Annotated in this window: 24 protein-coding genes and 3 tRNA genes; 15 read left to right on the top strand and 12 right to left on the bottom strand. The window is 69.2% G+C overall.

Going from position 1 to position 25,149, the window contains the following annotated elements; genetic code table 11:
• Nucleotide 1: 1 nt before the first annotated feature.
• The 4 genes from QM774_RS10415 to QM774_RS10400 are packed head-to-tail and all read right to left on the bottom strand — an operon-like array spanning nt 2 to nt 6,827.
• Complete coding sequence (locus QM774_RS10415; protein WP_414975801.1) at nt 2-1,741, bottom strand: ArnT family glycosyltransferase; 1,740 nt, start codon at nt 1,739-1,741, stop codon at nt 2-4.
• Nucleotides 1,738-3,240: a glycosyltransferase gene (locus QM774_RS10410; protein WP_414975800.1), complete on the bottom strand. Its 1,503-nt coding sequence runs from the start codon at nt 3,238-3,240 to the stop codon at nt 1,738-1,740. The genes QM774_RS10415 and QM774_RS10410 overlap by 4 nt, the downstream gene beginning before the upstream one ends.
• Complete coding sequence (locus QM774_RS10405; protein ID WP_414975799.1) at nt 3,233-4,792, bottom strand: hypothetical protein; 1,560 nt, start codon at nt 4,790-4,792, stop codon at nt 3,233-3,235. The genes QM774_RS10410 and QM774_RS10405 overlap by 8 nt, the downstream gene beginning before the upstream one ends.
• Nucleotides 4,793-4,802: 10 nt before the next feature.
• The gene (locus QM774_RS10400) at nt 4,803-6,827 is read right to left on the bottom strand and encodes a hypothetical protein (RefSeq protein ID WP_414975798.1); all 2,025 of its coding nucleotides are present in this window, start codon (nt 6,825-6,827) and stop codon (nt 4,803-4,805) included.
• Between the two features lie 253 nt (nt 6,828-7,080).
• On the opposite strand from QM774_RS10400, the gene QM774_RS10395 reads away from it, so the two are divergent.
• Nucleotides 7,081-7,758 carry a LysR substrate-binding domain-containing protein gene (locus tag QM774_RS10395; RefSeq protein ID WP_414976647.1) on the top strand — a complete coding sequence of 226 codons (678 nt, stop codon included), beginning with the start codon at nt 7,081-7,083 and terminating at the stop codon, nt 7,756-7,758.
• Nucleotides 7,759-7,786: 28 nt separating this feature from the next.
• Here QM774_RS10395 and QM774_RS10390 read toward each other — a convergent pair whose 3' ends face one another.
• Nucleotides 7,787-8,644 carry an esterase/lipase family protein gene (locus tag QM774_RS10390; RefSeq protein ID WP_414975797.1) on the bottom strand — a complete coding sequence of 286 codons (858 nt, stop codon included), beginning with the start codon at nt 8,642-8,644 and terminating at the stop codon, nt 7,787-7,789.
• Between the two features lie 361 nt (nt 8,645-9,005).
• Here QM774_RS10390 and QM774_RS10385 point away from each other — a divergent pair, with 361 nt between their 5' ends.
• Nucleotides 9,006-9,941, top strand: a complete 936-nt coding sequence (locus tag QM774_RS10385) for a PucR family transcriptional regulator (RefSeq protein WP_414975796.1) — start codon at nt 9,006-9,008, stop codon at nt 9,939-9,941.
• A 64-nt stretch (nt 9,942-10,005) separates the two neighbouring features.
• Here the strand turns inward: QM774_RS10385 and QM774_RS10380 are convergent, their stop codons facing one another.
• Nucleotides 10,006-11,067, bottom strand: coding sequence for an esterase/lipase family protein (locus tag QM774_RS10380; RefSeq protein ID WP_414975795.1), 1,062 nt, complete (start codon nt 11,065-11,067; stop codon nt 10,006-10,008).
• Nucleotides 11,068-11,212: 145 nt separating this feature from the next.
• Between QM774_RS10380 and QM774_RS10375 the strand changes: the two genes are divergently transcribed.
• Together QM774_RS10375 and QM774_RS10370 are read left to right on the top strand one after the other, a co-directional pair.
• Nucleotides 11,213-12,475 carry a PucR family transcriptional regulator gene (locus tag QM774_RS10375; protein ID WP_414975794.1) on the top strand — a complete coding sequence of 421 codons (1,263 nt, stop codon included), beginning with the start codon at nt 11,213-11,215 and terminating at the stop codon, nt 12,473-12,475.
• Between the two features lie 82 nt (nt 12,476-12,557).
• Entirely contained in the window at nt 12,558-13,781 is a 1,224-nt protein-coding gene (locus QM774_RS10370; protein ID WP_414975793.1) for a hypothetical protein, read from the top strand.
• Here QM774_RS10370 and QM774_RS10365 read toward each other — a convergent pair.
• Complete coding sequence (locus QM774_RS10365; RefSeq protein WP_414975792.1) at nt 13,760-14,221, bottom strand: acyl-CoA thioesterase; 462 nt, start codon at nt 14,219-14,221, stop codon at nt 13,760-13,762. The genes QM774_RS10370 and QM774_RS10365 overlap by 22 nt on opposite strands.
• A 105-nt stretch (nt 14,222-14,326) precedes the next feature.
• Between QM774_RS10365 and QM774_RS10360 the strand changes: the two genes are divergently transcribed.
• Nucleotides 14,327-15,319: an alpha/beta hydrolase gene (locus QM774_RS10360; RefSeq protein ID WP_414975791.1), complete on the top strand. Its 993-nt coding sequence runs from the start codon at nt 14,327-14,329 to the stop codon at nt 15,317-15,319.
• 70 nt (nt 15,320-15,389) lie between these two features.
• Here QM774_RS10360 and hisC read toward each other — a convergent pair whose 3' ends face one another.
• Complete coding sequence (gene hisC, locus QM774_RS10355; protein ID WP_414975790.1) at nt 15,390-16,460, bottom strand: histidinol-phosphate transaminase; 1,071 nt, start codon at nt 16,458-16,460, stop codon at nt 15,390-15,392.
• A gap of 115 nt (nt 16,461-16,575) precedes the next feature.
• Here hisC and QM774_RS10350 point away from each other — a divergent pair.
• Nucleotides 16,576-16,664, top strand: a tRNA-Ser gene (locus tag QM774_RS10350).
• Between the two features lie 70 nt (nt 16,665-16,734).
• Nucleotides 16,735-16,807, top strand: a tRNA-Arg gene (locus QM774_RS10345).
• On the opposite strand, the gene QM774_RS10340 is transcribed toward QM774_RS10345, so the two are convergent.
• Nucleotides 16,766-17,317 (bottom strand): GAP family protein, encoded by a 552-nt coding sequence (locus QM774_RS10340; RefSeq protein ID WP_414976646.1) that lies wholly within the window; start codon nt 17,315-17,317, stop codon nt 16,766-16,768. The genes QM774_RS10345 and QM774_RS10340 overlap by 42 nt on opposite strands.
• 124 nt (nt 17,318-17,441) lie before the next feature.
• Here QM774_RS10340 and QM774_RS10335 point away from each other — a divergent pair, with 124 nt between their 5' ends.
• The 3 genes from QM774_RS10335 (at nt 17,442) to QM774_RS10325 (ending at nt 19,570) form a co-directional block, all read left to right on the top strand.
• Nucleotides 17,442-18,191: a PIG-L deacetylase family protein gene (locus tag QM774_RS10335; protein WP_414975789.1), complete on the top strand. Its 750-nt coding sequence runs from the start codon at nt 17,442-17,444 to the stop codon at nt 18,189-18,191.
• A 64-nt stretch (nt 18,192-18,255) separates the two neighbouring features.
• Nucleotides 18,256-18,981, top strand: coding sequence for a hypothetical protein (locus QM774_RS10330; RefSeq protein WP_414975788.1), 726 nt, complete (start codon nt 18,256-18,258; stop codon nt 18,979-18,981).
• Between the two features lie 19 nt (nt 18,982-19,000).
• On the top strand, nt 19,001-19,570 hold the full coding sequence (locus tag QM774_RS10325) for a putative glycolipid-binding domain-containing protein (protein ID WP_414975787.1): 570 nt from the start codon (nt 19,001-19,003) through the stop codon (nt 19,568-19,570).
• 79 nt (nt 19,571-19,649) lie between these two features.
• On the opposite strand, the gene QM774_RS10320 is transcribed toward QM774_RS10325, so the two are convergent.
• Nucleotides 19,650-20,612, bottom strand: coding sequence for a prephenate dehydrogenase (locus QM774_RS10320; RefSeq protein WP_414976645.1), 963 nt, complete (start codon nt 20,610-20,612; stop codon nt 19,650-19,652).
• Nucleotides 20,613-20,673: 61 nt separating this feature from the next.
• Between QM774_RS10320 and QM774_RS10315 the strand changes: the two genes are divergently transcribed.
• The 4 genes from QM774_RS10315 (at nt 20,674) to QM774_RS10300 (ending at nt 22,152) form a co-directional block, all read left to right on the top strand.
• Complete coding sequence (locus tag QM774_RS10315) at nt 20,674-21,192, top strand: tRNA adenosine deaminase-associated protein (RefSeq protein ID WP_414975786.1); 519 nt, start codon at nt 20,674-20,676, stop codon at nt 21,190-21,192.
• A 12-nt stretch (nt 21,193-21,204) separates the two neighbouring features.
• A complete protein-coding gene (locus QM774_RS10310) occupies nt 21,205-21,678 on the top strand; it encodes a nucleoside deaminase (RefSeq protein ID WP_414975785.1) in 474 nt (157 codons plus the stop codon).
• A gap of 54 nt (nt 21,679-21,732) precedes the next feature.
• Nucleotides 21,733-21,945: a hypothetical protein gene (locus QM774_RS10305; RefSeq protein WP_414975784.1), complete on the top strand. Its 213-nt coding sequence runs from the start codon at nt 21,733-21,735 to the stop codon at nt 21,943-21,945.
• A gap of 119 nt (nt 21,946-22,064) precedes the next feature.
• Nucleotides 22,065-22,152, top strand: a tRNA-Ser gene (locus tag QM774_RS10300).
• A 48-nt stretch (nt 22,153-22,200) separates the two neighbouring features.
• Here QM774_RS10300 and QM774_RS10295 read toward each other — a convergent pair.
• On the bottom strand, nt 22,201-23,286 hold the full coding sequence (locus QM774_RS10295) for a D-alanine--D-alanine ligase family protein (RefSeq protein WP_414975783.1): 1,086 nt from the start codon (nt 23,284-23,286) through the stop codon (nt 22,201-22,203).
• 66 nt (nt 23,287-23,352) lie between these two features.
• Between QM774_RS10295 and QM774_RS10290 the strand changes: the two genes are divergently transcribed.
• Nucleotides 23,353-24,684, top strand: coding sequence for a UDP-N-acetylmuramoyl-tripeptide--D-alanyl-D-alanine ligase (locus QM774_RS10290; RefSeq protein ID WP_414975782.1), 1,332 nt, complete (start codon nt 23,353-23,355; stop codon nt 24,682-24,684).
• Between the two features lie 7 nt (nt 24,685-24,691).
• On the opposite strand, the gene QM774_RS10285 is transcribed toward QM774_RS10290, so the two are convergent.
• Nucleotides 24,692-25,132 (bottom strand): hypothetical protein, encoded by a 441-nt coding sequence (locus QM774_RS10285; protein WP_414975781.1) that lies wholly within the window; start codon nt 25,130-25,132, stop codon nt 24,692-24,694.
• Between the last annotated feature and the right edge of the window lie 17 nt (nt 25,133-25,149).

Genomic DNA, 25,149 nt, shown 5'->3' with positions numbered 1-25,149 from the left:
ATTACCCGCCGCCCGGATCGCCGGGATCCCCGACGACTTCATAGATACGCCAGTCCGGCTGGTCCTGTCCCTGATTGCGCGCTTCCATCCGCAGCACCGCGATGTCGGCGCCCGTCTCGTACAGGGTCGGATAGCGCAGATTCAGTGCATCGGACTTGCCGCGCCCCGTGTCGGGCACCGACAGCATGTACTTGACGCCGAAGTGGACCGGGTCGTTCAGGATCTCCGGAAAGTCCTGATCGGAGGGGATCACGAACTGCTTCGGATGCCGGGACCGCACCACCACGGCGAACCCGTAGACGGTGTCGGTGAGCACCGAGCCGTCCGGCAGGTTCAGCGAATCCAGATAGTCGGCCAGCGAGCGCTCGGTGGAGAAGGTGCGGGCCACCTTCCGTCCGTCCAGATACTCCTTGTCCACCGACCTCGGATCCGGATCGACGACGGTGCGGAGGGCGAACTCCTGCGGTGCGTGTTTGGGCGAACCCATCCCGGCGACGGTGACCGGTACCGCCAGCACCATCGCGACGGCGGCGAGCACCGCCAGGCCGGCGTAGACGAACCGCCGCAGGTCGGCGATCGTCGGCAACGTCGCCTCGCGGCCGAGACGCCGCCACGGCACCAGCCGGGTCGCGGGGACCGCGAGGAGGGCGACGACCGCAGCGAGCGGCACGACCGTCAGATAGAAGCGCAGGAAGCCGAACGTGGACCCGCGCAGATAGGTGAACGTCTGGAAGCCGAGCACCGCCACGCACACCACCAGGACCGCGACCAGCGGGTACAGACGCCGTCGTCGTGCCCGAACCACGAAGACGGCGGCCAGCAGCACCGGCAGGAGCGGCGCCATGATCAGCATCTCGGTGACCGAGAATCCGAGCGCCTGGCCGGTCGTGGTGGAGCCGGTGCCGCCGGACTGCGCGATGATGGCGGCGTTGCCGTATTCGGAGGTGAACTGGGCGAGCAGCTCACCGTTGATGATCCAGCTGGTCAGCGCCCAGGCGACGAACGCGATGCCGGCCGGCGCCAGCACCAGTGCGGCGTCGATCAGGGCACGCTGCCGCTTCTTGTCGGTGCGCTGTGGACGCCGGTAGCTGACGACGGCGACGAAGAACGCGGCCAGACCGGCGGCGGCACCCAGGTCGTAGCGCGTGAGGAAGCCCAGAGCCAGCGCGATGCCGGCCGACACCAGCTCGTGGACGTCGTCGGTGTCCACCCAGCGGATCAGGCAGCGCGCCGCCCACACGATGAAGAAGACCGCCGGCGCCTCGCTCATGCCGTTCGCGCCGTACAGCACGATCATCGGGTTGACGGCGAACGCGCCCACCACGACCAGCGTCAGAGCGGGCGGTACCCCGCGATCGCGGGCGACCCCGGTCAGGACGGCCACCGCGCCCGCCATGAACGCCGACGACATGATCACGCTGGAGAGGGCGTCCGCGGTCAGCGCCGGGAACCACGGCGACAGGGCGATCAGCGGTAACTGCACGACCGCGGTCAGCGGGGTGAAGATGAAGCCGATCGCCGACAGATGCGGATCCCGGCTGTAGAGGACGCTCTGCGCCGCCTGGACACGCGACAGGGCGTCGCCGAAGAAGTACTGCTGGTCGACGGCCAGATAGATGCCGACGGCCAGATAGATCACCCAACAGACGGCGAAGACGGTGAGCGTGAGGCGCCGGGACGGCCGGGCCGGCGCCGGGTGGGCGTCGGGCACGTGGACCGGGGAGGCGACGGTCGCGGTCATGAGGTGCCGTCCTCGTGGCCCGGGTCGGGGTCGCTGTTCTTGTTCGACGAGTCCGCCAGACCGTGCACCGTCTTCTCCCAGTACGACGGGCTGGTGATCAACTGGAACATGCCCTTGATCGCGGCGATCGACATCATCACCCAGTAGGCGGGAACCAGCAGCGACGACCAGAACAGTTCACTGCGGTCGTCTTCGCGGATCGCGATGATGTTCATGTAGATCGCGGCGGTGTTGCCGAACACCAGCGATGCCAGCGCCAGGTAGTAGAACGGCACCGGGAACAGCTTCGCGATCGCCGGCGGTGCGCCGGTGATCCAGGTGATCAGGATCAGCCAGAACAGCATGTTGATGCAGGCGATCGCCGGGGTGCCGGCGAGCAGCAGCGTGAACCGGTACATCTGCACCGGACCGATGGCCTTCCACAACTGCACCGGATGCCGCATGTGGACCAGCCACGTCTGCATGTAGCCCTTGTACCAACGCGACCGCTGGCGCACCCAGTTGATGCCGTCGACGTTCGCCTCCTCCAAGGTCACCGAATCGATGACGGCGGTGCGGTAACCGCGTGCGGCGATCCGGACCCCCAGGTCGGCGTCCTCGGTCACGTTGTGCGGATCCCAGGCGCCGATCTCGTCGAGCAGTGACTTGCGGAAATGGTTGGACGTGCCGCCCAGCGGGATCGGTGAACGGCTCGCCATGATGCCCGGCAGCAGGAAACCGAACCAGATGCCGTAGTCGGCGGTGAACCACTCGGTGAGCGTGTTGTCCTTCGCATTGTGGAAGCTCAGCTTGCCCTGCACGCAGACGACGTCGTCGTCGGCATCGGCGAAGGCGGCCGCCACCCGGCGCAACTGCAGGGGGTCCGGCTCGTCCTCGGCGTCGAAGATGGTGATGATGTCGCCGGTCGCGAAATGCAGGCCGTAATTGCAGGCCTTCGGTTTGGTGCGGGGATCGGCGGGCGGCACCTTCACCACGGTCACCATGCCGTCGTCGTCGAGTCCGCGCGCCGCCTCGATGGTCACGTCGTCGTCGGCCTCCAGGAGCAGCAGCACCTGCACCTTCTCCGGCGGGTACTCCAGCGCCCGCATGTTCGCGATCAGATCGCCGACCACCTCGGGCTCGTTGTAGGCGGGCACCAGCACCGTGTAGTTCGGCAGGTCGTCGTCGGCGATCGCACGGGCCTGCTCGTCAGGGATGTGAATGGCGCCGCCCATCAGGCCGCGCTGGAAGATCAGCAACCGGTCGATCAGCGCGAGCACATAGATCACGGTCATGGTGCAGACCAGGACCGTCGCCGTCGGCATCGGCCAGGCGATCGCACACCCGATCACCACGGCCGCGATCACGCCGGCGGTGATCTTCTGCGAACGGGTGAACGCGACCGACGCCGACGCATCCGGGAAGCGGGTGCGCAGACCGTCGACCGCGTCGACGAGCGCGGCCTGACAGTAGTCGTCGTCGGCCATCAGATCGTCGATGGAACGGGTGCCCTCAGCCATGACCGCCGCCCGTCGACGCGATCTGCGTCTCGATCAGGTCGCCGGCGAGTTCGGTGAGGAGATCCCGGTCCTTGAACCGCGGATTCAGGTCCTCGGTGACCGCGTTGCCGCGCAGCACCAGCGTCAGCATGCCGCTGATCGCATGCCACGTGTCGCGTTTGCGGCGGAACTGCGGGAAGCCGGCGCTCGCCTCGTGGTTGTCGACGGAGAACAATGTGACCTGCTGGGTGCGCGTTCCGTCGTTCCACCGCCACATCATCCGGTTGTAGGTGAGGAGCCGCTTGTCGTCGACGATGGTCTGCAGCACCCCCGACACCCCGTGCGGCAGGGCGACGTCGACCGGCGGCGACAACCGGGTGTCGTCGATCTGATAGGTGAAGGTGGGCAGGTAGACGTCCAGGGTCATCGGCAGCGCGGTGTCGATGACGTCGACGGCCACCCGGCGCGGACGGGCGTGCACATCGAAGCGCGGATCGCCCTGGTTCTGTTCGAGCACCTGACGGTCGCGGGTGGCGTCCCAGCCGTAGACGGTGACCGGGCCGGGCGGCGTGGAGCGGATCTGATGCCAGTCGGCGGGAACGATCAGCGGCGGCGCGGTCCGCAGCCCGGCGATCGTCGGGCCGTCGTCGACGGTCACCTTCGGGACACTGACGAAGTGCAGGATCGCCGCGGCGACCGCGAGCAGGATCATCGCGCGCGGCACCTGCGGTGCGGTGAGCGGCCGCAGCTCGCGGCCCGGGAACATGCGGAGTGTGCGGTGCGGGATCCGCCGCTGGACGTACACGAAGGCGGCGATGATGAACGCGCACCCGACCGACGGCCACCACATGTAGTCGCCGACCCGGCCGTGAGGATCGATGATCGCGATGAACACCAGCAGGACCGACCCGAGGATCGCCGACGCGACGGCGCCCCACAGGGCGGCCCGGCGGCTGTAGCCGACCGCGACGACGGTCGCCGCGACGCACAGAAGCAGCATCACCGCGCCCGCCGCGATCCGGCTGCCGCCCAGAGACAGGACGGCGATGCGGAACGGCAGCGGGAACATCGACAGACTCAGCACCCACACCCAGCGGTATCGCATCGTCGGGCGCAGCCCGAACAGCAGCACGCAGCCGCCGAACACGAACACCACCATCGACAACACGTCGACGTGGGTCACCAGATAGGCGGGCATGTAGCGCCGGTTGAGCAGACCTTCGAGGAGCAACGCCAGCACGAGCACCACGATCCCGACGATGAAATCGGTGTCGCGGTCGTAGATCGGCGGCTCCTGATCGTGCCGGAGCGTGACGCCGAGCGCGGCGATCAGGCAGAGGACCAGTGCCACCGGCAGGTAGACCAGAAGGGTCCGCTCCGACATCTCGAAGGCCACCGCCCGCAGTGTGCCCCAGTAGGCGAACACCGTCAGCGCCACCAGCACCGTCCACCGGAGAGCGATGCGCCACGACGTGTTCGCCACCCGCGGCGGATGCCGGGGAGCCTCGACCTCGTCGTCGATCACGTCCGGATCGGCGGGGCCGAGGTCCTCCCCGGGGGCGCTGACGGTCATCGGGCGGCCGTCAGTTCTGGTCCGCGTCCCCGGTGCCGTCGGCATCGGTGTCCGCGGCCGCCGTGACGGCCGGTGCCGGGCGTCGACGCCGCCAGAGCAGCAGGCCGGCGACGGCGGCGAGCGCGGCGACGACCACGGCCACACCGATGCCGGCCTTCGCGAGCGTGCTCATGCCGGAGGCCGCGGGAGCGGCGGCCGTCGACCGTCCGTAGAACACCGGTGCGTGATCGGCGGCCTGCAGCAGGGCGGTGCCGGACAGCGACGACCACCGGGTCGGGTCGGCGTTCAGCCAGTCCAGGGCGTCGTCGAGCAGATTCGGCGCATCGGTCGACGTGGCGGCCAGCACCGAGCGCTTGCCGTCCCAGTAGGCCTGCAGCGACCCGAACGGCACGTGCGGGATGTTGGTGACGGCCGGCTGACCGTCGAGCCCGGTGACCTCGATGCGGCCGTCGCCGTCACCGCGCACCGGCAGCGTCAGGTTCGGCAGTCCGGTGCCGTCGCCGGAGATCAGGACCTCCGGCTGCGACGCGTTGAGCGCATTCATGTCGACCACGTCGACTCCGAGCGGCACCGCCGACAGCCGCTGCATACCGGTCATGACGGTGACCGCGCGGGTGACGTCGGCGACGTCGCCCTTGGTCCATGCGAGCTGGGTGCGGGGCATCAGTGATTGGGGGACCGATTCGAGGCCGGCCGGGACGGGGGGACTGGCCGGATCCACCTGGATCTGACCGGCCGACGACAGCGACAGGCTCGCGCGGGTCTCATCGCCGCAGCCGCCGCGGGTGTCGCCGCGTTCCACGGTCACCCGGAGCTCGGTGTAGCGGTGCAGGACGTCGTTCGGGACGGTCACCCAGCGGTTGAAGGCGCCCGATGCGTCCGCGGCCCAGGTGTCGATCACCCGGTCGCCGGAGCGCACCACCACCTGGCCGCCGGTGGCGGTGGGCGGCGGCGTGTAGGTGCCCTGGATCTGGACCCGGACGTTCTGGACGGGTCGGCCGAGGCGGGCCTGGTCGATACCGACGGCCAGCGACGGCCAGCCCAGGGCGGTGACGTGCTGGTCGCCGACACCGATGTCGGCGAGGGTCTGCACCTCGCGTGGCAGCTGCGGCGACGGGACGGACGGGCCGGGGAGCGCCGCCGACCCCATCGCCAGCTGGGACAGATCCGAGGTGAGGAACGCGGCCTCCTGGCCGAGATCCTTGCCGCCCACGGTCAGGTACCGGCCGTCGTCGGCGAGGGCGAGGCCGCCCTGCTCGTCTTCGGAGACGACGATCTGCCGGTCCAGCGGATCCGCGGTGGCCGGCGGCCGCATGGCCGAGCGCGGCAGCGACTTGGTCTGCACCCGGATCGGGGCGCCGGTGTAGTGCGCGACGATCGCGGTGGCGAGACCGACGGCGGCGGCGCCTTCGTCCTTGCGGACGTCCTGCGGCACGTAGAGGGTGACGCCGGTGGTGACCGGGGGCAGGAAGTCGGCGACCGTCGTGGGGGTCGCCGGGGTGCCGGAGAACGTGACGCCGGCGTCGGTGATGCGGAACGAGTCGTCCGGCTCCCAGTCGCAGAAGCCGTCGGTGCGCAGGTAGCTGTGCAGCGTGACGCTGGCCGAGCGGGTGGTCTCGTCGACCTTGATGCCGGTGAGCGGCAGGCTGATGGGTGCGTTCGGCGCCGTCGGGACCGCCGTGCGGGACAGGACACGGTCACCCTGGCGGACGTCGATGGTGCCGCCGGTGACGTAGGCCGGGACGGTCACGCGGCCGGTGACGGTGGCCGGCGTGGTGCCATCGGGGACCGCGATGTTGAGCACGAAGTCGTAGCCCTGACCCGGCATCATGATCGTGTTGGACGAACCCAGCAGATCCATGCCGACGCGGAGCGCGCCGTCCTGGGCCGGACTGTCGTCGGGATTCGCCGGATCGGCGGGCTGGGCGCTGGTCGTAGGTTCCGGATCTCCCGGTGCGGCGAGTGCGATGCCGGTTCCGGTGGGCAGGAGCAGCATCAGGGACGTGGCGGCGATCGCCGTCAAACTACGGGACATAGCTTTTAGTACACCTCATATCGGGCTCGACAGGCGCTTTTCCGCACGTGTCTCCCGCGGCCTGATCGGCGGCGGGATGCATCGATTCGTCGTGTTCGAGGCCCTGTCCGTTACGCCTCATTGGTTTCACGTGCAACGAATCGACCTCTGACCTGCTCCGAGGGCTGGTGTGGCGGGAGAGGCGGATGGTTACGCTGAGTCGGTGAACAGCGATCCCGGCACCGAGTTCACGCTGGCCTACGTGCCCGGCGTGATGCCGGCCAAATGGGTACGGATCTGGCACGAACGCCGGCCCGGCATCCCGCTGCGGTTGATCGAGTGCCCGGCCGACGGCGCCGCCGCCCTCGTGACCGCCGGGGACGCGTCCGCGGCCCTGGCCCGGCCGGACGTCGGCGGCGATCCGCATCTGTCGGCGATCCGGCTGTACGAGGAGACCCCGGTGGTCGTGGTCCCGAAAGACCATCTGTTCACCGCGGCCGACGAGGTGACCGTCGCCGACCTCGCCGGCGAACCCGTCCTGCAGCCCCTCGACGACGTCCTGACCTGGCCGGAGTGTCCCGGCGCACCGGTCGAGCATCGTCCGGAGACCACCGCCGATGCCGGCGAACTCGTGGCCGCCGGCATTGGCGTCCTGGTGGTGCCGCAGTCCCTCGCGCGGCTGCACCATCGGCGCGATCTGGTGTACCGCCCGATCATCGACGGCCCGGCGTCCGCCGTCGCACTGCTCTGGCCGGAACCCACCTCGGACCTCGTCGAGGAGTTCATCGGCATCGTCCGCGGCCGCAAGGCGACCTCCTCGCGCGGCGATCAGCCCGCCCCGAAGCGCTCCGCCCGCGAGAAGGCGCTCGCCAAGCAGGCCCGGCGTGCCGCCGCGGGCGGCACGACGCCGAACACCCGCCGGACCAAGGGTCGCGGCGGGCGTCGGGGCTAGCTCACTGGGGCCGAAACGGACCGTCGGGTCACCAGACGAACAGCCACGGATTCGATCGGCACAGCACCTTGGTGCGCTGCGCGGCCGGCTTGCCCGAATCGAGGGCACGCTCGGCGATCGACAGCATCCGCGCCGAGTAGGTGATCGTCAGGTGATCGGAGGTGTCCTGCTCGCAGCCCTGCTGCAGCAGGAGGTTGTTCACGCCCCGCGCATGCAGGTAGGCGGTCTCGTGCGGGGTCACCACCTCGTCGTACTTGGTGGACACCGCGGTGTACTCGATGCCCGGGTAGGTGACCCGGCCCTTGTTGAGTGCCTTGATGGCCGGCGATCCGACCGCCTGGTCCATCGGGCCGGCACCCAGCGTCCACGCGAACATCGGGGTCGCGTCCAGGCCGGCGTCGGCCACGGCGCGATTCATCGAGGCGATGCCGTCGAGGGTGGTGCCGTGATTCGGGGTGCTGATCATGATCAGCCGCTGCACCTTGTTCTTCGACGGATCCTTCAGGTTCGCGCCGCCGAAGTACTTGAGGAACTCGCGCATCACCAGGCCGCCCTGCGAATGCGAGATGACGTCGACCTTCGCCGAACCGGTGGCCTTACGCACCCGGTCGATGTAGCCGGCGATCTGCTTGCCGGATTCCCGGATCGGGGCGACACCCTCGATGGCGGGCAGAACCGTCATCACGCCGCCCTGGTTCAGCACCGTCGCCTTGCCGTAGTCCGGCGTGAACACGCAGTAGCCGGCCTTCTTCAGCGCCGGGGCGAAGTTCGCCCAGCTGTTGTAGGCGTTCTCGTAGGTGCCGTGCACCAGGACGACCGGGTTCTGGCCGGCCTTCGGCTTGCAGTGGAAGTCGTTGGCGCCCTGCGGTGCGATGTTGGCATGCACTGCGAGAAGGCGTAGCCGGACCAGAAGCCCGACGACAGCGGGCCGTGACCGTGCGAGTTCGGTACCGGGGGCAGGGGAGCGGCGTCGGCCGGAGCCGGTGAGGTGGCGCCGACCGCGACCAGTGCGGTCGCGGCGGCGGCGACCGCCGCCGCCCGGCAAGTAATGTTCAATCGCAAAGCAATCTCCGTCTTCGGTCCCCGCCGCGCACGGCGGGGTACTTCAATGACGGATGGTTCACCGCCTTCGGTGGTCCGAGACCGTGGGCGTATCGCCCGGGCTGTTTCGGCAGCTCACGGAGTCGGACATGGCTCACGGTAAGCGGCCGGAGGGAACCGAGTCACTGCGAGAAAGTGAGAAAGGGATGGCCGTCGATTCGTCGATCCTCACGAACGGGTCCGGAGAAGGACGGCCGCTGGCCGCCCGTCTTCTCGAGCGCTGGCCGGACATCGCGGGTGACCTCGTCGCGCGCGGACTCGGCGATGCGGTGCCCTCGGATCTGCCGGAGGACCACTACGACGACAATGTCCTGCCGGCCGTCGTCGTCGCAGGTCAAGCCGTGCTGGCGACGATCGCGGCCGGAAAGGAACCCGGCTACGCGTCGGTCCGCGCCGGAACGACCGTCGCTGACCGCTATCTGGTCGTGTCGGTGCGGCTCGACGACGATTCGCCGGAAGCGTCGTCGGCCTTGATGGGCGGCCGCCGTCAGCGCCTGTTCCGGTCGGCCCTGGAAGAACTCACCTCCGACATCGTTCCGGCGATGTTCGACGGCATCGAAGGCGTCGCCCTACTCGCCGACTCCGGGCAGGTGCAGCTGGCCTCCGATCCGCGCTGGGATGCGCTGGCCACGGACTTGACGGAACGACTCGAAGCGGACGCCTACGTGGCGGTGATGTCCGGGGTGGTTCCGGCCGCGGTTCCCGAATCGGTGGGCATCGCCGGTGAACTCGCCCGCCTCGCGATGGGCCTCAAACGCACGCCGGGCGCCTACCGGATCGACGATCTGCTCCTCGAATACCAGGTGACGCGTCCCAGCCCGGCCCGCGACCGGCTCATCGAACTCGTCGAGCCGCTCTACGACCAGGAGCATCTGCTCGAGGCCGTGATCGCGCACCTGCAGAACGGCGGCAGCCGCAAAGCCGCGGCCGACGGCCTGCACCTGCATCCGAACAGCTACCTGTATCGATTGCGCCGCGTCCACGAACTGACCGGGCTCGACCCGAACAGTCCGCGTGATTCCCGGATGCTGGCGGCCGGACTGTTGCTGGCCGGCCGCTGGGGAAACCCGCTGCCTCAATAGAGATGCCGGCACCCGCCGGACCGGAACGGTCGCGGCGGGCGCCGGAGGTGTGGTGCGGGTCGGCTCAGAAGCTGAACACCCACGGGTTGGCCGAGCACTGGATCTTGACCGGCTTGGCGGTCGGATCGCCCTTGGCCAGCGCCCGCTTGGTGAGCGAGAGCACGCGGTTCGAGTACACCATCGACAGGTGGTCGGAGGTGTCCTGCTCGCAGCCGTTCTGCAGCAGGATGTTCTTCACGCCGCCGCCCTTGATGAAGGCGCTGGTGTACGGGGTGACGATCTCGTCGTACTTGGTCTCGATGGACGTGTACTCGATGCCCGGGTAGGTCATACGGCCGTGGTTGAGGCGCTTGACCTGCGGCGAGCCGACGGACTGATCGATCGGGCCGGCGCCGTACATCCACGCGTACAGCGGCATGAGGTCCAGGCCGATGTCGGCCATGCCGCGACCGATCGCCGCGATACCCAGCAGGGTGGTGCCGTGGTTCGGCGTACCCAGCATGACCAGGCGCTGCACCTTGTTCTTCGACGTGTCACGCAGGTTCGCGCCGCCGTTGTACTTGATGTAGTGACGGGCCACCAGCCCGCCCTGCGAGTGGGCGACGATGTCGACCTTCTTGGCGCCGGTGCGCTTGAGGACGACGTCGATGTAGCGGCGCAGCTGGTCGGACGACTGCTTGATGGTGGCGACACCGTTGATGCCCGGCATCACGGTCATCATGCCGCCCTGATCGAGCAGGTCGGTGCGGCCGTAGTTGGGTGCGAACACGCAGTAGCCGGCCTTCTTGAGAGCCGGGGACATGTACGCCCAGTTGTTGAAGGCGTTCTCCGCGGTGCCGTGCACCAGGACGACCGGATTCTGGCCTTCCTTCGGCTTGCAGTTGAAGTCGTTCGCACCCTGCGGAGCGGCGTTCGGGTACGCCTGGCCGTACAGCCAGCCGCCGATGAAGCCCGACGGGATCGGACCGACGCCCTGCGTGTACTGGATCGGCAGACGTTTGCCGGACACGGTGGTGCGACCGTACTTCGCGAGCACCTCCTGCTCCGACGGAGCGGGCGCGGCGCTGGCGGCCGAGTCCACGACCATGGTGCCGGCCGCGGCGGTCACCGCGACGGCGGCTGTCATGAGCGCAGTGCTCAGCTTGTGTGCGATTCGCAAGGTGGTTCTCCCCCGACTTCTCTGCCCGGTTTGCGTACCGGGCGTAGGTTTGCTGATACTTCGATGGCTGGACCCCCGGGGCCGGATACCACGTTATGCAGGGACAATGCGCATGGTCACTGCACTGAGGAGAGAAGAATTGGCCGAGGATTCGTCGCAGGAGACAAATGCCGACCCGGAATCGTTGGCCGGCCGGCTCCTCGAGTCGTGGCCCGATCTCGCCGGCCGCTTGATGGGCGAAGGACTCGCCAGCGTCGTGCCGATGGGGATGCCCGACGACCACTACGACCAGGATGTGCTCCCGGTGGTCGTGACCGCCGGCTACGCGGTGCTCGGCGCGATCGCCTCCGACGAGGAGCCAGACTACGCGGCCGTCAGTGAGGTGGTCCGCCCCGTGGCCCTTCAGCATGTCGAGGAGCGCCTCCCGCCGAGCCGGCTGGTGACCGGCATCCATCTGTCTGCGCAGGTCCTGCTGGATGCGGCGGCCGAAGAAGCCCGTCCCGACGAAACCGATCAGCTGGTGACGCTGGGCCGGCGGCTGCTGCGTGTGCTGACCGCGATCGACCTGGTGGTGGTCGACACCTACATGGGCATGGAGGACTCCGCGTTCGAGGCCGAGCGGGAGGCCCGTCGCGAACTCTGCGACGCACTGGTCAACGGCCGGCCGGCGGCGGCCCTGGCCGCACGCGCCAACACCTCGGTCAGCGACCGGTACCTGGTCGCGTCGCTGAAACTCGACGTCGATCCGAACGAGGCACCGCCCGGACTGTTGCTGCGCCGCCGTCGCCGGGTGCTGCAGGCCGGGCTCGACGAACTGACCGCCGACATCACGCCGGCCATGTTCAACGGTCATGAAGGCATCGCGCTCATCTCCGAGCCGGCCCTCGAAGCGCAGATCGGCGATCCCCGCTGGGACGTCCTCGCCAAGGAGACCACCGAGAAGCTGGGGGTCGGCGTGTACGTCGCCCTGCTCGACGGGATCGGTCCCGGTGAGATCCCGCGGGCCGCGCAGGAGGCGGCGGAACTCGGCCGGCTGGCGCATCGGCTCAATCGGGGGCCGGGCGTGTACCGCATCGACGATCTGATGCTCGAATACCAGGTCACCCGGCCGTCCCCGGCCCGTGACCGTCTCGCGGAGCTGGTGGAGCCGCTGTTCGATCAGCCGCATCTCCTCGAGGCCCTCTACGCGCATCTGGAACACGGCGGCGATCGCAAGAGTGCGGCGGCCGAACTCCACGTGCATCCGAACAGCTACACCTACCGGTTGCGCCGCATCCACGAGATGACGGGGCTCGATCCGACGCGTCCGCGCGAATCCCGGATGCTGGCGGCCGCACTGCTGGTGGCCGGCCGGTGGGAGAACCTGCCGGGCTGAACCGCAGCCCCTACGCCCTGGGAGCCCTACGCCCTGGGAGAACGTCCTCGGCGGACGGTCGCAGCGCCGGTAGACTCGGCTCATGGCTGACAACGGCACCGGTGGGGTGAGCACCGCGGACCTGCGTGCGTGGGCGCAGCAGTCGCGTCTTCCGGGCGATCCGCCGCCGCTGTCCGACGACGCGGCCCTGCTGATCGCCGGCGGCTACCTGCAGCCGGGACCCCGGTCGATCCTGGTGCGCCGCATGTCCACCGGACTGCCGGTGCCGCGGCTGACGGGGTCGTCGTACACCGACCTGCGGCGCCTGCAGCACGACATCGCGCACGTCGAGAAGCAGCTCGGCTCGGGCGTGCCGAACATGGTCGCCACCGTGCTTCGCACCCGGCTGTCCGGCATGGTCCGCCGCCGTGAGGATGCGCGACGCATCGTCGTCATCGGCAAGGGTGTGTTCGCGAGCAGCACGCGGGCGATCCGGCGGGAACGCCGGGAGAACCTGTACCTGGAGATCGACGAACGCGAGCGCCTGTTCGCCGGGCTGCTCGGTACCCCCGCTGCGAATCTGCCGGCGGGCGGAACCGTCCGCCGCGCCGGCTCGGCGGCCGCCGACCGGGTGGCGAGCCTGGTCGGTCAGTTCGCGGGCCGGAACGCGGCGAGCAACGTCGAGGAGTGGATCAACGAGGCCCTCGGGGCGCCGCTGTCGTCGACGCTGACCACGCGGGGTGGGGCGTCGTTCGCCGACGGCTACGAGACCATCCAGTTCGTCGCCGGACACTTCTACGACCGCATCGTCGGGAATCCGGCGTGGCGGTCCGACTTCTTCGAGGTGCAGCGCACGCAGGTGAACCTGCACGCCGAGCTCGCCGAGATCGCCGCCGACATCGTCGCCCTGCGTTCACTGCGGCTCGAACTGGATCGCGCCCGGGCCAACGGCGGCTTCGATCAGGCCTTCGCCGATCACCTGAACCGGCGTGAGGCCGCCCTCCGTCCGGTGTGGACCGAACTCCTCGATCGGGTGGCGGCGCTCGCCGAGATCGCCCGCACCGTCGAGTCGGCGGCGGTGGAACTGCGGGTGCTCGAGGAATACGACCGCGCCAGCACCCTGGACGCTCGGATCGATCAACTGGTGGCCCGCTCCGGCGATCGGGAGATGTCGGTGGATCAGACTCGCCGTCTGTCCGAGCAGGTGAAGGCCGGCGAGGAACAGTTGCGGATCTACCGGGACGTGCTGCAGGGCGACATCGCCCGCATCACCCCGCCGATGGCGATGCCCGAGCTTCCCGAGCGCTACGAGCCCGACGGGCGCTGACTCCGGGGTGCCCGGCCCCACTGCCGCAGGTATTCGTTCTCCGTGTCGGTCAGGCGGCGCAGCGAATGCGCCTCGATGTCGACGACCGCCATCTGGGTGCTCGCCTTGCAGGCCGGTTTCGAGTCGAGGGGCGCGTCGGCGGCCCGGATCTCGTAGCCGATCGTGAAGTCGACGCTGCGATGCGAGACGATCCACATGGCCACCGACAGCGGACTGTCCTGGTGGCGCAGCTGCGCCTGGTAGCGGATCTCGACGTGCACGATCATGGCGCTCTTGATCAGCGGGGCGTACTCCTCGCCGGCCGACAGCAGCCACTGAATACGGGCCTCTTCCATGAGGGTGACCATCCGCGCATGGTTGACGTGGCCGAACGCATCGGCGTCCGACCAGCGCACCGGCACCTGGGCCACGAAGGCGAAAGAGTTTTGCGCATCCGACATGTCGGCAGTGTATCCGCAGGTCGTGGGCGTTCTGTCGCCGTGTGCTCAGAGGGCTCTCAGGCTGTCTTTACCGAATAGAAATGTCTCACCTGTAACTTCGCACGCATGATCACCCGACCCGTCCGGATCGCCTCGTCCTGCGCACTGGCCGTCACGCTCGCCGTGACGGCGGTCGCTCCGGCGATCGCCGACGCCGCGCCGCACTCCACGGCCGTGGTGAAGAAGGTCAAGCGTGGAGTGAACCGCGTCGACCTCAAGGTGCGCAGCGCCGCGATGAAGGAGACCGTTCCGGTGACCGTCCTGTCGCCGAGCGGAGAGCCCGGCGCCCGCGGCACCCTCTACATGCTCGACGGCGCCGACGCCGGCAAGGACGTCAGCGACTGGATCACCAAGGGCGGCGCGGCCGGCTTCTTCGCCGGACGCGATGTGAACGTGGTGCTTCCGGCGGGCGGTGCCGGCAGTTTCTACACCAACTGGATCCGCAAGGATCCCAAGCTCGGCAAGCCGCAGTGGGAGACCTTCCTGACCGAGGAGCTGCCGCCGATCATCGCCAAGGAGTTCGGCACCAACGGCCGCAGCGCGGTGATGGGCCTGTCGATGGGCGGCCAGTCCGCGTTCACCCTCGCCACCCGCCACCCGGACCTGTACCAGGGTGTCGCCTCGCTGAGCGGCTGCCCGCCGGTGTCCGGCCCGGCCAACGAGGCCTACGTGCGCACCACCGTCGCCAAGTCCGGCGGCGACGCCTCCAACATGTGGGGCAACCCCGGAACCAAGCGCTGGCGCGATCACGATCCGTCACTGCGCCTGGACACCCTCAAGGGCAAGGCCATCTACCTGTCGGCCGGTTCGGGTGCGGTCGGCCCGCAGGACCTGACCGTCAAGCGTGACCCGAAGGACGGTCCGGAGGACGCCCAGATCGCGGCCGGCTCGGCGCTGGAGGCCGGCGCCTACCGCTGCTCGCTGGAGTTCGCCGCCGAGATGAGCACCGCCGGTGTCCGCTACACGCCGGGCTTCCGTCTCATCGGCACCCATTCGTGGACGTACTGGAAGAACGACCTTCCGAACGCCTGGAACGTCCTCGCCCCGGTCCTGTACTGACCGGCCTTCGGGCTTCGACGCTCGCCGAGTTTTTTGCGCTCGTTGAGCTTTCCTACGCTCGGGAGTCTTCCTACGCTCGTTGAGCTTGTCGAAACGAACCCGCGAACGCCAGGAACACGTCGTCCTCGGACGGGTTCGTGACCGTCACACGTACCCCGTCGCCGGCGAACGGGCGCACGATGATGCCCGCCTCGGTCGCCGCCTGGGCGAAGGGCAGGGCGTCGTCGCCGAGTTCCAGCCAGACGAAGTTGGCCTGTGAGTCGGGGACCGTGTAGCCCGCCGCACGCAGGGCCGCCGTCACCCGCACGCGTTCGGCGACCACCGCGTCGGTGCGGGCCAGCAGCTGGTCCTGCGCGTGCAGGGATGCGACGGCCGCCGCCTGCGCCACACTGCTGACCGAGAACGGCACGTGCACTTTGCCGAGCGCAGTGATCACCTGAGGGTCGGCGATCGCGTACCCGACGCGCAGACCGGCCAGACCGTAGGCCTTCGAGAAGGTGCGCAGCACCACCAGGTTCGCGAACTCCTTGCGCAGTTCGATCGCGTCGTAGGCGTGGGCCTCGTCCAGACGCATGTATTCGAAGTACGCCTCATCGAGGGCGACGACGACGTCCGGCGGCACCGACTCCAGGAAGGCGCGCAGGGCGGCGGCCTCCACGACGGTGCCCGTCGGATTGTTCGGATTGCAGACGAAGATCAGTCGCGTCCGGTCGGTGATGGCCGCGGTCATCGCGGGCAGATCGAAGACGGCGTCGCCGGTCAGCGGCACCTGCACGGGCGTCGCGCCGACCACGCGGGTGGCGAGCGGATAGGTCTCGAACGAGCGCCAGCCGAACAGCACCTCGTCGCCGGGCTCGCAGGTGACGGCGATCAGGTTCTGGCACAGGATCACCGACCCGCAGCCGACCTGGACCTCCTCGGGCGTCACGCCCACCGTCTTGGCCAGCTCCTCGGTCAACTCGACCATCCCGTTGTCCGGGTAGCGGTTGACGCCGGCGCCCGCAGCGGTGATGGCGTCGAGCACGGCGGGCAGCGGGGGATCGGTCACCTCGTTGCTGGCGAGCTTGAGTGCACCGGGGAACGTCTTGCCCGGTACGTAGGCCGGCAGGGAGTCCAGATCGGGGCGGATACGCAGGGTCATGCGTCGAATGTAGGCCCTGATCGCCGGCGCCGAGATCGGGCCCGCGGAGATTTGCCTCCCCGTCGCGCGGCTGTGTAATCTTTGTCCTCGGCTAGTCCGCAAGGACGTGCAGCCGGGAGGCGTGCCAGAGCGGCCGAATGGGATTCACTGCTAATGAATTGTCCCTTTAACGAGGGACCGGAGGTTCAAATCCTCTCGCCTCCGCCGACCGGGCCACCGGCCCGGACAACCGAATAGGTTTCGGATCAACGGTTCTGTAGAATCGATCCGGTACGCGCCCGTAGCTCAACGGATAGAGCATCTGACTACGGATCAGAAGGTTTGGGGTTCGAATCCCTACGGGCGCACGCAGAAGAGACCCGCACCGATCGGTGCGGGTCTCTTCGTCTGCACGGCCCGGGAACGGGGATCAGAACGCCGAGATCCCGCTGCCGATGATGCCCCTCCGCGACGGAGGTCTGCTGCACCAGGTCGCCGATGTGTACGCCGGCCGTCATCACCAGCGGGGTCGACTTGCTCGGCAGGAACTGGAGAAGGAACGGCACGATGAACGCCTGAGCGAGCGAGGCTCCCTCGATCTTCGCGACCCAGCCGGGGGTCGTGAAGTCGGCTTCGGACCGCGGCCGGTTCCGCCAGGTGTGCACCGCCAGCCACAGCAGGGCCGCGCCGAGCACGATCTTGATGATCCCGGACACGACATGCGGCCCGCCGTCATCGGTCTTCGGCACCGCCCCGGCGGAGATGAACATGAACACGCCGGTCACGACCATGGTGCCGAGCAGGCACCCGAGGACGAAGAACCCGGCCTTCACCCGCCCGCCCGAGCCGAGCATCAAGAGGATGACGGCGATGATCATCGAGGGACTGATCGCTATCGCTGCAGCGATCGGAAGAAGCGAGCCGAGTGTCTGCCACACGGGGGCACCGTAGCAATGATCCGCGGTCTCGGCCGGGTGAACGGCGGACGTCTATCGTGGCGGCATGCCCACCGTCGTCGCATTTCACGCCCACCCCGATGACGAGGTCATCCTCACCGGCGGCACTCTGGCGCGTCTGGCCCGGGACGGTCACCGGGTGGTGGTCGTGGTCGCCACCGACGGCAAGGTGCACGACGGCGAGTCGGTGGACCGGATCGCGGAGCTGCGGGCCAGCGCCGCCGAACTGGGGGTCGATCGGGTGGTGACCCTCGACTACGCCGACAGCGGCTTCGGCCCCGAGTTCCATCCGGATCCGCCCGGACGAGTCCGGTTCGCCCGCGCCGACGTCGACGAGGCCGCCGGAAAACTGGCCGCGGTGTTGCGCGAGGAGAACGCGGATGTCCTGCTGAGCTACGAGGCCAACGGCGGCTACGGCCACCGCGACCACGTGCAGGTGCACCCGGTCGGCGAGCGCGCCGCCGAACTCGCCGGCACCCCGCGTGTCCTGTACGCGACGATGCCGCGGGAACTGCTGATGAAGGGCCTGCGCGTGACCAGCCTGCTGCACCTGCCGTTCTTCTACGGCCCCGACGTGGTGCCCACCGCCTACAGTCCGCAGACGACCATCACCCATCGGATCGACGTCCGGTCGGTCGGCGAGGCGAAGAAGCGCGCGGCCCTCCGGCATGCGTCGCAGGTTCCCGGGGCGCTGCGCCTCCTGCCGACCCTGCTGTTCAATCTGGTCGTCGGACGCGAATGGTTCGTCGAACGCGGCGTGACACCGACCGGTCGGCCTTCGGCCTGGATCTTCTGACCCGGCAGGTCACCGTCACCCCGACCGCAGGATGAGAACCGCCCCGCCGCCGTATCGTGGGGGCATGACCCGGCCCCCGACTCAGCGATCCGCGCCGCCGTACCGGCAGCCGGTCGCCGCCGGACAGACCTACCCGCCGCTGGGCTTCGACGACGCCGGCAATCCCCGGTACGGCTATCAGCCGAGCGACCCGAAGGCTGCGCTCCCGCAGCCCGAACCCGAACCCGCCCCGCCGCCCCCGGAACCGCCGAAACGGGACCCGGTGCGGCGGACCATGGCCGGTCTCGCCGCCGTCCTGCTGCTCGTCCTGGTGGTCGCCGGCGCCCTGAAGCTGCTCGCGCACGACTCCGACGACGACGTCGCGGTGCGCGGCGAACCACCCACCTCCCAGAACCTCGACGACCCGTACCTGTCGCAGGTGCCCAAACTGACCACCGAACAGCCGTCGACCACCCCGCGTTCACCGCGCACCGGGGTTCCCGCACCCGACGGCACCGGGCCGGACGACGCCCAGGCCGACGGCCAGAAGATCGTCTACACGGTCACCTCCACCGGCCCCGTCGTCATCGGCTACGTCGACGAGAACGGTGTCGACACCGACACGAGCAGCGGCGGCGAATGGACCAAGTCGTTCGTCTCGGCCGGCGGTGCACTGCAGGTGGCGGCGTTCGTGCAACCGGGGGTGGGGGCGTCGTGCAGCATCCAGGTGGGTGGCCGCGTGGTGGTGAAACGCTCCGTGGAAGCCGACCCGTCCGCCGGCGGCCGGCGCTACCTCACGTGTGAAAGCTGACAGGGTTTAACCTGGACCGGTGACCACGGACATCAAGACGATGCTGACCTGGCGCGGCGCGGACGCCGACCGGCTCGAGCAGGTGCGCATCAACATCAGCGGCGCCCGCGTGCGGGCCTACGGGCGCATCATCAGCGCCGCCACCGACGACCACGAGGCCTTCTCGGTGTCGTACGAGCTGGTCACCACCGACGACGGCATCACGCGCCGCCTCTCCACCCGCATGCTGCGGGCCGGCGGCGAGACGCAGCTGGACATCAGCCGCGACATGGACGGCCGCTGGATGGTGCAGACCCCGGACACCGCGGTGCACAGCGACTTCGGCGGCGCCGAGACCATCGACATCGAGCTCTCGCCGTTCCTCAAGACCGTGCCGATCCGCCGGTTCGGTCTGCCCGCCGGCAAGCCGAGCGTCGAGATCCCGGTGGTCCACCTCAGCCTGCCCGGCGGTGAGGTCGGCCAGGTCGACACCACCTACACGTTCGGTGACGGCACCGTCGACATCGTGTCGCCGCTGCGGACCTCGTCGGTCACCGTCGACGCCGACGGACTGGTCCTCGACTACCCGGGTGTCGCGAGCCGCATCTGACGCTGGTCCCAACACTTCACCGGTGAGGTCACGAGGGGAATCTTCCCTCGTGGAGCCGTATGTACAGATGTGAGACCGGTCAGCCGATCCAGACGCGCCCCTGATGCGCCTGCCGCCGGAGTTCGCCCGCCCAGCCGGCGTCGCCGACCACCACTCCCTCGATCGGTTGCGGTGCGGCGTTCGCGATCGCCTCGTACTTCTCCCGGGCCCGATGCCCGTCGCCGACCACCACCTCGACGGAGCCGGTGTCGCGCAGGGCGTCCCGCGCCGCGGTCAGGCGGTCGATGGTCTCGCTCAGCGTGTTCAGCAGTGCCACCGCGTTGCCTTCGAGCATGGCGCGCTGCAGGTCCGGTGCGGTTCCGGCGACCCGGGTGCCGTCCCGGAAGCTGCCCGCCGCGAGACGCAGCGCCAGATCGCTTTCGCCGGCGCCCACCGACGCGGTGACGGCCGCCGTCGAATGCGGATTGTGGGAGATCGCGGCGACGGCCCGATCGTGGGCGTCGTCGGCGGCCGGCACCACGTAGGCGCCTGCCGCGCGGGCGATGCCGGCGACGGTCAGCCAGTCGGCCGGATCGGTGTCGTCGTGGGTGGCCACCATCCACATGGCGCCGTCGAACAGGGCCGGGTCGGTGGCCTCCCAGCCGGAGTGCGCGGTGCCGGCCATCGGATGCCCGCCGACGTACCGGGCGCGCGGATGATGCTGTTCCACGAGCCGGGTCACCGTCTCTTTGACGCTCACCACGTCGGTCACCAGACAGTCGGGCGCATGAGCGGCGATCGCCGGCAGCATGGCGTTCAGTGCCGGGACCGGGGTGGCCAGCACGATGACGGCGTCGTCGGCGGCCGCCCGCTCGAGGGTGGCCTGCAGGTCGGTGCTCGCGTCGTATCCGGCGGCCGTCGCCGCGTCGACGGTGGCGGCCGACCGGTTGTAGCCGTATGCGGGCCGGCCGGCGTCGGCGAGCACGCGCAGCAGCGAACCGCCGATCAGTCCGAGACCGAGGATGCAGACGGGAGCGGGCGGGGTGGAGGACACGTGAATCAGCGTGGCACATCCGGCGCGAACAGACTTGGGGGCGTGCCGAAAAGCGCATAGGCTGGCGGGCATGGTCACCGCAGACGCAGACACCGGCTCAGATGTCGAAGGCTATGCGGTCGCGGTGGTTCGCGAGGACGCCGGCTGGAAGGTCTCCCCGCTCAAGCGGAGCGCTCTCGACAGTCTCGAAGATGCGGAGCTGCAGCTGCGTGAACTGCGTGCCGCCGGTGCCGTCTTCGGACTTCTCGACGTCGACGACGAGTTCTTCATCGTGGTGCGTCCGGCACCGACCGGCGCCCGTGTGCTGCTGTCCGATGCGACGGCGGCCATCGACTACGACGTCGCCGCCGACGTCCTCGACCGGTTGAACGTCGACATCCCCGACCTGGAGCCGGAGGAACTCGACGATGTCGACCCGTGGGAGGAAGGCGATCTCGGTCTGCTCGCCGATCTCGGTCTGCCCGACGCGGTCATGAGCATCATCGTCGGCGACAGCGACCTGTACGCGGACGAACAGCTCGGCATGATCGCGGCCCGGCTGGGTTTCGCGGACGAGCTCGCCGAAGTCCTCGACCGGATCGGTCACTGAGGCCTTCCCGGCATGACCGGCGAACGGCAGGCGCACGACTACATGCGGGTGGCGCTGGACGCCGCCCGGCGGGCGCCCGCCGGTGACGTCCCGATCGGCGCCGCCGTCTTCGGCCCGGACGGTGAGCTGCTGGCCGCTGCCGCCAACCGTCGCGAGGCCGACGGCGACCCCACCGCGCACGCCGAGATCCTCGCCCTGCGTCAAGCCGCGAAACGCCACGGCGACGGCTGGCGGCTGGAGGACTGCACGATCGCGGTGACCGTCGAACCGTGTGCCATGTGTGCCGGCGCGATCGGCTTGGCCCGGGTCGGATCGGTGGTCTTCGGTGCCTGGGAGGAAAAAACCGGGGCGGTGGGATCTCGCTGGGACCTGTTACGCGATCAGCGAAATCTCTTCAAACCGCAGGTCAGGGGCGGTGTTCTGGAAGAGGAATGCGTCACATTGATGACCGAGTTCTTCACTGATCGCCGCGAAACCGGCAACTGACGTTTAGATTGGAGTCCGGCGGCGCACAAGGCGCCACGAACGAAGGGGTACGCAATGAGCGACGCTAGCGACAAGATCAACGACATCCTCGAGTCGGCCAAGAAGCAGGTCTCGGGAATCACCGACAACGAGCACGTCAAGAGCGTCATCGACGGCGCCAAGGGCAAGCTCGACGAGCTCAAGGACAACGAGCACGTGAAGGACGCCCTGGACGGCGCCCACTCGAAGCTCGACGAGCTGAAGTCCAAGATCACCGACAAGAAGTGATCCGGCTCCAGCCGTAGTCTTTCGCGATCCCGTCGACCGTCAGGTCGGCGGGATCGCTGCATCACCTGCCGTGAACAGCGGATTTCATCTCGGTGAGCCGCTCGGGTACAGTTTTTCGCGGTGGCGTGTCCGAGCGGCCGAAGGTGCAGCACTCGAAATGCTGTGTGCGGTAACCCCGCACCGGGGGTTCAAATCCCTCCGCCACCGCCGAAGTCCCCTACCTGTTTACGCAGGTGGGGGACTTTTCTGTGCCGGTCAGTGGTCGGTGGAGAAGGCGGCGCGGCGATCGTGGCGTTCGAGCGCCAGGTCGACCAGGCGGTCGATGAGGGCCGGGTAGGCGAGGCCGGTGGCCTCCCACATCTTCGGGTACATCGACGCCGGCGTGAAGCCGGGGATCGTGTTGACCTCGTTGAGCAGCCAGCCGCGGGCCGGGCCGGACTCCTCGTAGAAGAAGTCGACGCGGGCCAGACCGCTGCAGCGCAGGGCGGTGAAGACGTCGGCGGCGAGTTCCCGCGCCTGCGCGACCGCCTCGTCCGACAGCGGCGCCGGAATCATGAGTTCGGCGGCACCGGTCAGGTACTTGTCCTTGTAGTCGTAGAAGTCGCTGCCCGGTTTGATCTCGCCGGGGAGCGTCGTCTCCGGGTGGGTGTTGCCGAGCACGCCGACCTCGATCTCGCGGCCGGTGACGGCCTCCTCGATCACCACGACGTCGTCGTACTGCAGTGCCGATGCGATCGCCCGCTGCAATGCGTCGGCGTCCGCCGCGCGGGACACACCCACCGACGAGCCCATGTTCGCGGGCTTCACGAACACCGGCAGACCCAGCTCGGCGATCGCCTTCTCGCCGATCTCGGCCGGATCGTCGACGCCGTCACGCATGGTGATCCACGCGCACTGCGGGATACCGGCGCGTGCGGCGACCTCCTTGGCCATCGCCTTGTCCATGCAGACCGATGACGACAGCACACCGCAGCCGACGTACGGCACGCTGAACAGTTCGAGCATGCCTTGCACGGTGCCGTCTTCGCCGTGCGGTCCGTGCAGCAGCGGAAGCACCACGGTCCGGTCCTCGGGGGCGCCGCTGACGGTCGCGACCGGATCGACCACCGGGCCCTCGATGTCCAGGCGGTCCGGAAGCTCGTCGCCCGCATCCAGTGCGCCGGCCGCGAACTCGTTGTGGTGCCAGACGCCGTCCTTACCGATGCCGATCGGCACCAGCGTGTACCGATCCCGGTCGGCGGCCGCCAGCACGTGTGCCGCGGTCACCCGGGAGACGTCGTGTTCGGCGGAAGCGCCGCCGTAGAGGACCACCAGCCGCAGTCGGCCCGGAAGCGAAGTCATGGGTAGCACGATACGTGGCCGCCCACGCGATGCCACGTCGAGTCGCCGCCGGGTACCGTTCTGCACGTGCACCTCTCCGCCAGCCAGATCGCCTCCGCCACCGGCGGCACGCTTCACGGTCCCGACGTCCAGGTCGATTCGGCCGCGATCGACTCCCGTTCGATCCGGCCCGGACAGCTGTTCGTCCCCATCGTCGCCGCCCGCGACGGACACGACTTCATCGCCGCCGCCGTCGCCGCCGGAGCACCCGCCTATCTGACCGATCGCGCGCCCGACCCGGCGATCGACGCCACCGCCGTCCAGGTCGCCGACACGGCGATCGCCCTCGCCGACCTCGGGCGTGAGGCCCGCCGGCACTTCGGCGACCGCGTAGTCGGCGTGACCGGCTCGGTCGGCAAGACCTCCACCAAAGACCTGCTCGCCGGCGTCCTCGAGACCACCTACACGACGGCGGCCAGCGAGAAGTCGTTCAACAACGAGCTGGGCCTGCCGCTGACCATGCTGGGCGCCCCCGACGACACCGAGGCGGTCGTCCTCGAGATGGGTGCCCGCGGCGTCGGCCACATCGCGCTGCTCTGCGACATCGCCTCCCCGACGGTGGGCGTCCTGACCCGCGTCGAAGGCGTGCACCTGGAGATGTTCGGCTCCCTCGAGGACATCGCCCAGGCCAAGGGGGAACTCGTCGAGTCGTTGCCCGCGGACGGTATCGCCGTCCTCAACGCCGACCATCCGGTGGTGGCGGCGATGGCGTCACGCACCCGCGCGAAGGTCATCACCTACGGTGTCGAGCAGCCCGCCGACGTGCGCGCCGAGAACATCGTCCTCGACGACCAGCTGCGCGCCCGCTTCGACCTGATCACCCCGTGGGGAAGCGCGCCGGTCGCACTCGGTGCCCGCGGCGAGCACCAGGTGCCCAACGCCCTGGCCGCCGCCGCGGCCGGCGGCGGACTCGGCGTGCCGGTCGACGCGATCGCGGCCGGCCTCGCCGGCGCCCGGCTGTCAGGGCTGCGGATGGAGATGTCGACCACCGGCGGCGGCGTCACCGTCATCAACGACGCCTACAACGCCAACCCCACCTCGATGGCCGCCGCCCTGCAGTCACTCGCCACCATCGACGCCACGCGCCGGTTCGCGGTGCTCGGCACCATGGCCGAACTCGGCGACGACGGCCCGGCCGCCCACCGCGACATCGCCCGGCAGGCCGCCGATCTCGGGATCGCGGTGATCGCCGTCGACGAACCCGCCTACGGCGACGACGTGACACACGTCGACGACGTCGACGGTGCCGTCGACGCCCTCACCGGGCTGGCCGGCGGCACCCTCGGTGCGGGCGACGCGGTACTGGTCAAGGGCAGCCGTGTGGCCGCCCTCGAACGCGTCGCCGACGCCCTCGACTAGCGCCGGGTCAGCGACCCAGCGAGAAGATCTTGTCGTCCTTGGTGCAGCGCGTCAGCTCGCCCTCCACCTCGGCGGACGGGGCACACAGCCAGCCGGAGACGTCCTTCTCCTGACTGGTGAAGAAGCCGTCCGGCGCCGCCACGTACTCCTTGGCGGCCTCCTTGGCGGCATCGCAGTCGACGTCGCCGGACACCACCCGGATCTGCAGTGCACCGTCCGGGCCGCTGGTGCTGCCGCACGACTTCTCGTCGGCGACCTTCGGATCCTCGGAGACGCTGCCGGTCGCGGACTGGGGCGGAACGGCGATGACCGGAGCGCTGCTGCCGGCCGGGGCGGCGCTCTTGTCGGCGGGGGCTTCCTGCTCGCTGCCGCACGCGGCGGTGGTCAGGCCGAGGAGGGCTGCGAAGGCCGCCGTGGCGGCCAACTTGGTGGTTCGGGTCGAAATCATGGTTTCCACGCTATGGG

Source organism: Gordonia sp. (in: high G+C Gram-positive bacteria), from assembly GCF_047600565.1.
Taxonomy (GTDB): Bacteria; Actinomycetota; Actinomycetes; order Mycobacteriales; family Mycobacteriaceae; genus Gordonia.
The sequence above is the reverse complement of the archived record's forward strand: the minus strand, read 5'-3'. Positions and strand labels throughout refer to the sequence as shown.

What these genes read in the sequence shown, in the direction of transcription:
- QM774_RS10415 (WP_414975801.1), bottom strand. Translation starts at nt 1,741, where the DNA reads ATGACCGCGACCGTCGCCTCCCCGGTCCACGTGCCCGACGCCCACCCG.
- QM774_RS10410 (WP_414975800.1), bottom strand. Translation starts at nt 3,240, where the DNA reads ATGGCTGAGGGCACCCGTTCCATCGACGATCTGATGGCCGACGACGAC.
- QM774_RS10405 (WP_414975799.1), bottom strand. Translation starts at nt 4,792, where the DNA reads ATGACCGTCAGCGCCCCCGGGGAGGACCTCGGCCCCGCCGATCCGGAC.
- QM774_RS10400 (WP_414975798.1), bottom strand. Translation starts at nt 6,827, where the DNA reads ATGTCCCGTAGTTTGACGGCGATCGCCGCCACGTCCCTGATGCTGCTC.
- QM774_RS10395 (WP_414976647.1), top strand. Translation starts at nt 7,081, where the DNA reads ATGCCGGCCAAATGGGTACGGATCTGGCACGAACGCCGGCCCGGCATC.
- QM774_RS10385 (WP_414975796.1), top strand. Translation starts at nt 9,006, where the DNA reads ATGGCCGTCGATTCGTCGATCCTCACGAACGGGTCCGGAGAAGGACGG.
- QM774_RS10380 (WP_414975795.1), bottom strand. Translation starts at nt 11,067, where the DNA reads ATGACAGCCGCCGTCGCGGTGACCGCCGCGGCCGGCACCATGGTCGTG.
- QM774_RS10375 (WP_414975794.1), top strand. Translation starts at nt 11,213, where the DNA reads ATGGTCACTGCACTGAGGAGAGAAGAATTGGCCGAGGATTCGTCGCAG.
- QM774_RS10370 (WP_414975793.1), top strand. Translation starts at nt 12,558, where the DNA reads ATGGCTGACAACGGCACCGGTGGGGTGAGCACCGCGGACCTGCGTGCG.
- QM774_RS10365 (WP_414975792.1), bottom strand. Translation starts at nt 14,221, where the DNA reads ATGTCGGATGCGCAAAACTCTTTCGCCTTCGTGGCCCAGGTGCCGGTG.
- QM774_RS10360 (WP_414975791.1), top strand. Translation starts at nt 14,327, where the DNA reads ATGATCACCCGACCCGTCCGGATCGCCTCGTCCTGCGCACTGGCCGTC.
- hisC (WP_414975790.1), bottom strand. Translation starts at nt 16,460, where the DNA reads ATGACCCTGCGTATCCGCCCCGATCTGGACTCCCTGCCGGCCTACGTA.
- QM774_RS10340 (WP_414976646.1), bottom strand. Translation starts at nt 17,317, where the DNA reads ATGATCATCGCCGTCATCCTCTTGATGCTCGGCTCGGGCGGGCGGGTG.
- QM774_RS10335 (WP_414975789.1), top strand. Translation starts at nt 17,442, where the DNA reads ATGCCCACCGTCGTCGCATTTCACGCCCACCCCGATGACGAGGTCATC.
- QM774_RS10330 (WP_414975788.1), top strand. Translation starts at nt 18,256, where the DNA reads ATGACCCGGCCCCCGACTCAGCGATCCGCGCCGCCGTACCGGCAGCCG.
- QM774_RS10315 (WP_414975786.1), top strand. Translation starts at nt 20,674, where the DNA reads ATGGTCACCGCAGACGCAGACACCGGCTCAGATGTCGAAGGCTATGCG.
- QM774_RS10310 (WP_414975785.1), top strand. Translation starts at nt 21,205, where the DNA reads ATGACCGGCGAACGGCAGGCGCACGACTACATGCGGGTGGCGCTGGAC.
- QM774_RS10305 (WP_414975784.1), top strand. Translation starts at nt 21,733, where the DNA reads ATGAGCGACGCTAGCGACAAGATCAACGACATCCTCGAGTCGGCCAAG.
- QM774_RS10295 (WP_414975783.1), bottom strand. Translation starts at nt 23,286, where the DNA reads ATGACTTCGCTTCCGGGCCGACTGCGGCTGGTGGTCCTCTACGGCGGC.
- QM774_RS10285 (WP_414975781.1), bottom strand. Translation starts at nt 25,132, where the DNA reads ATGATTTCGACCCGAACCACCAAGTTGGCCGCCACGGCGGCCTTCGCA.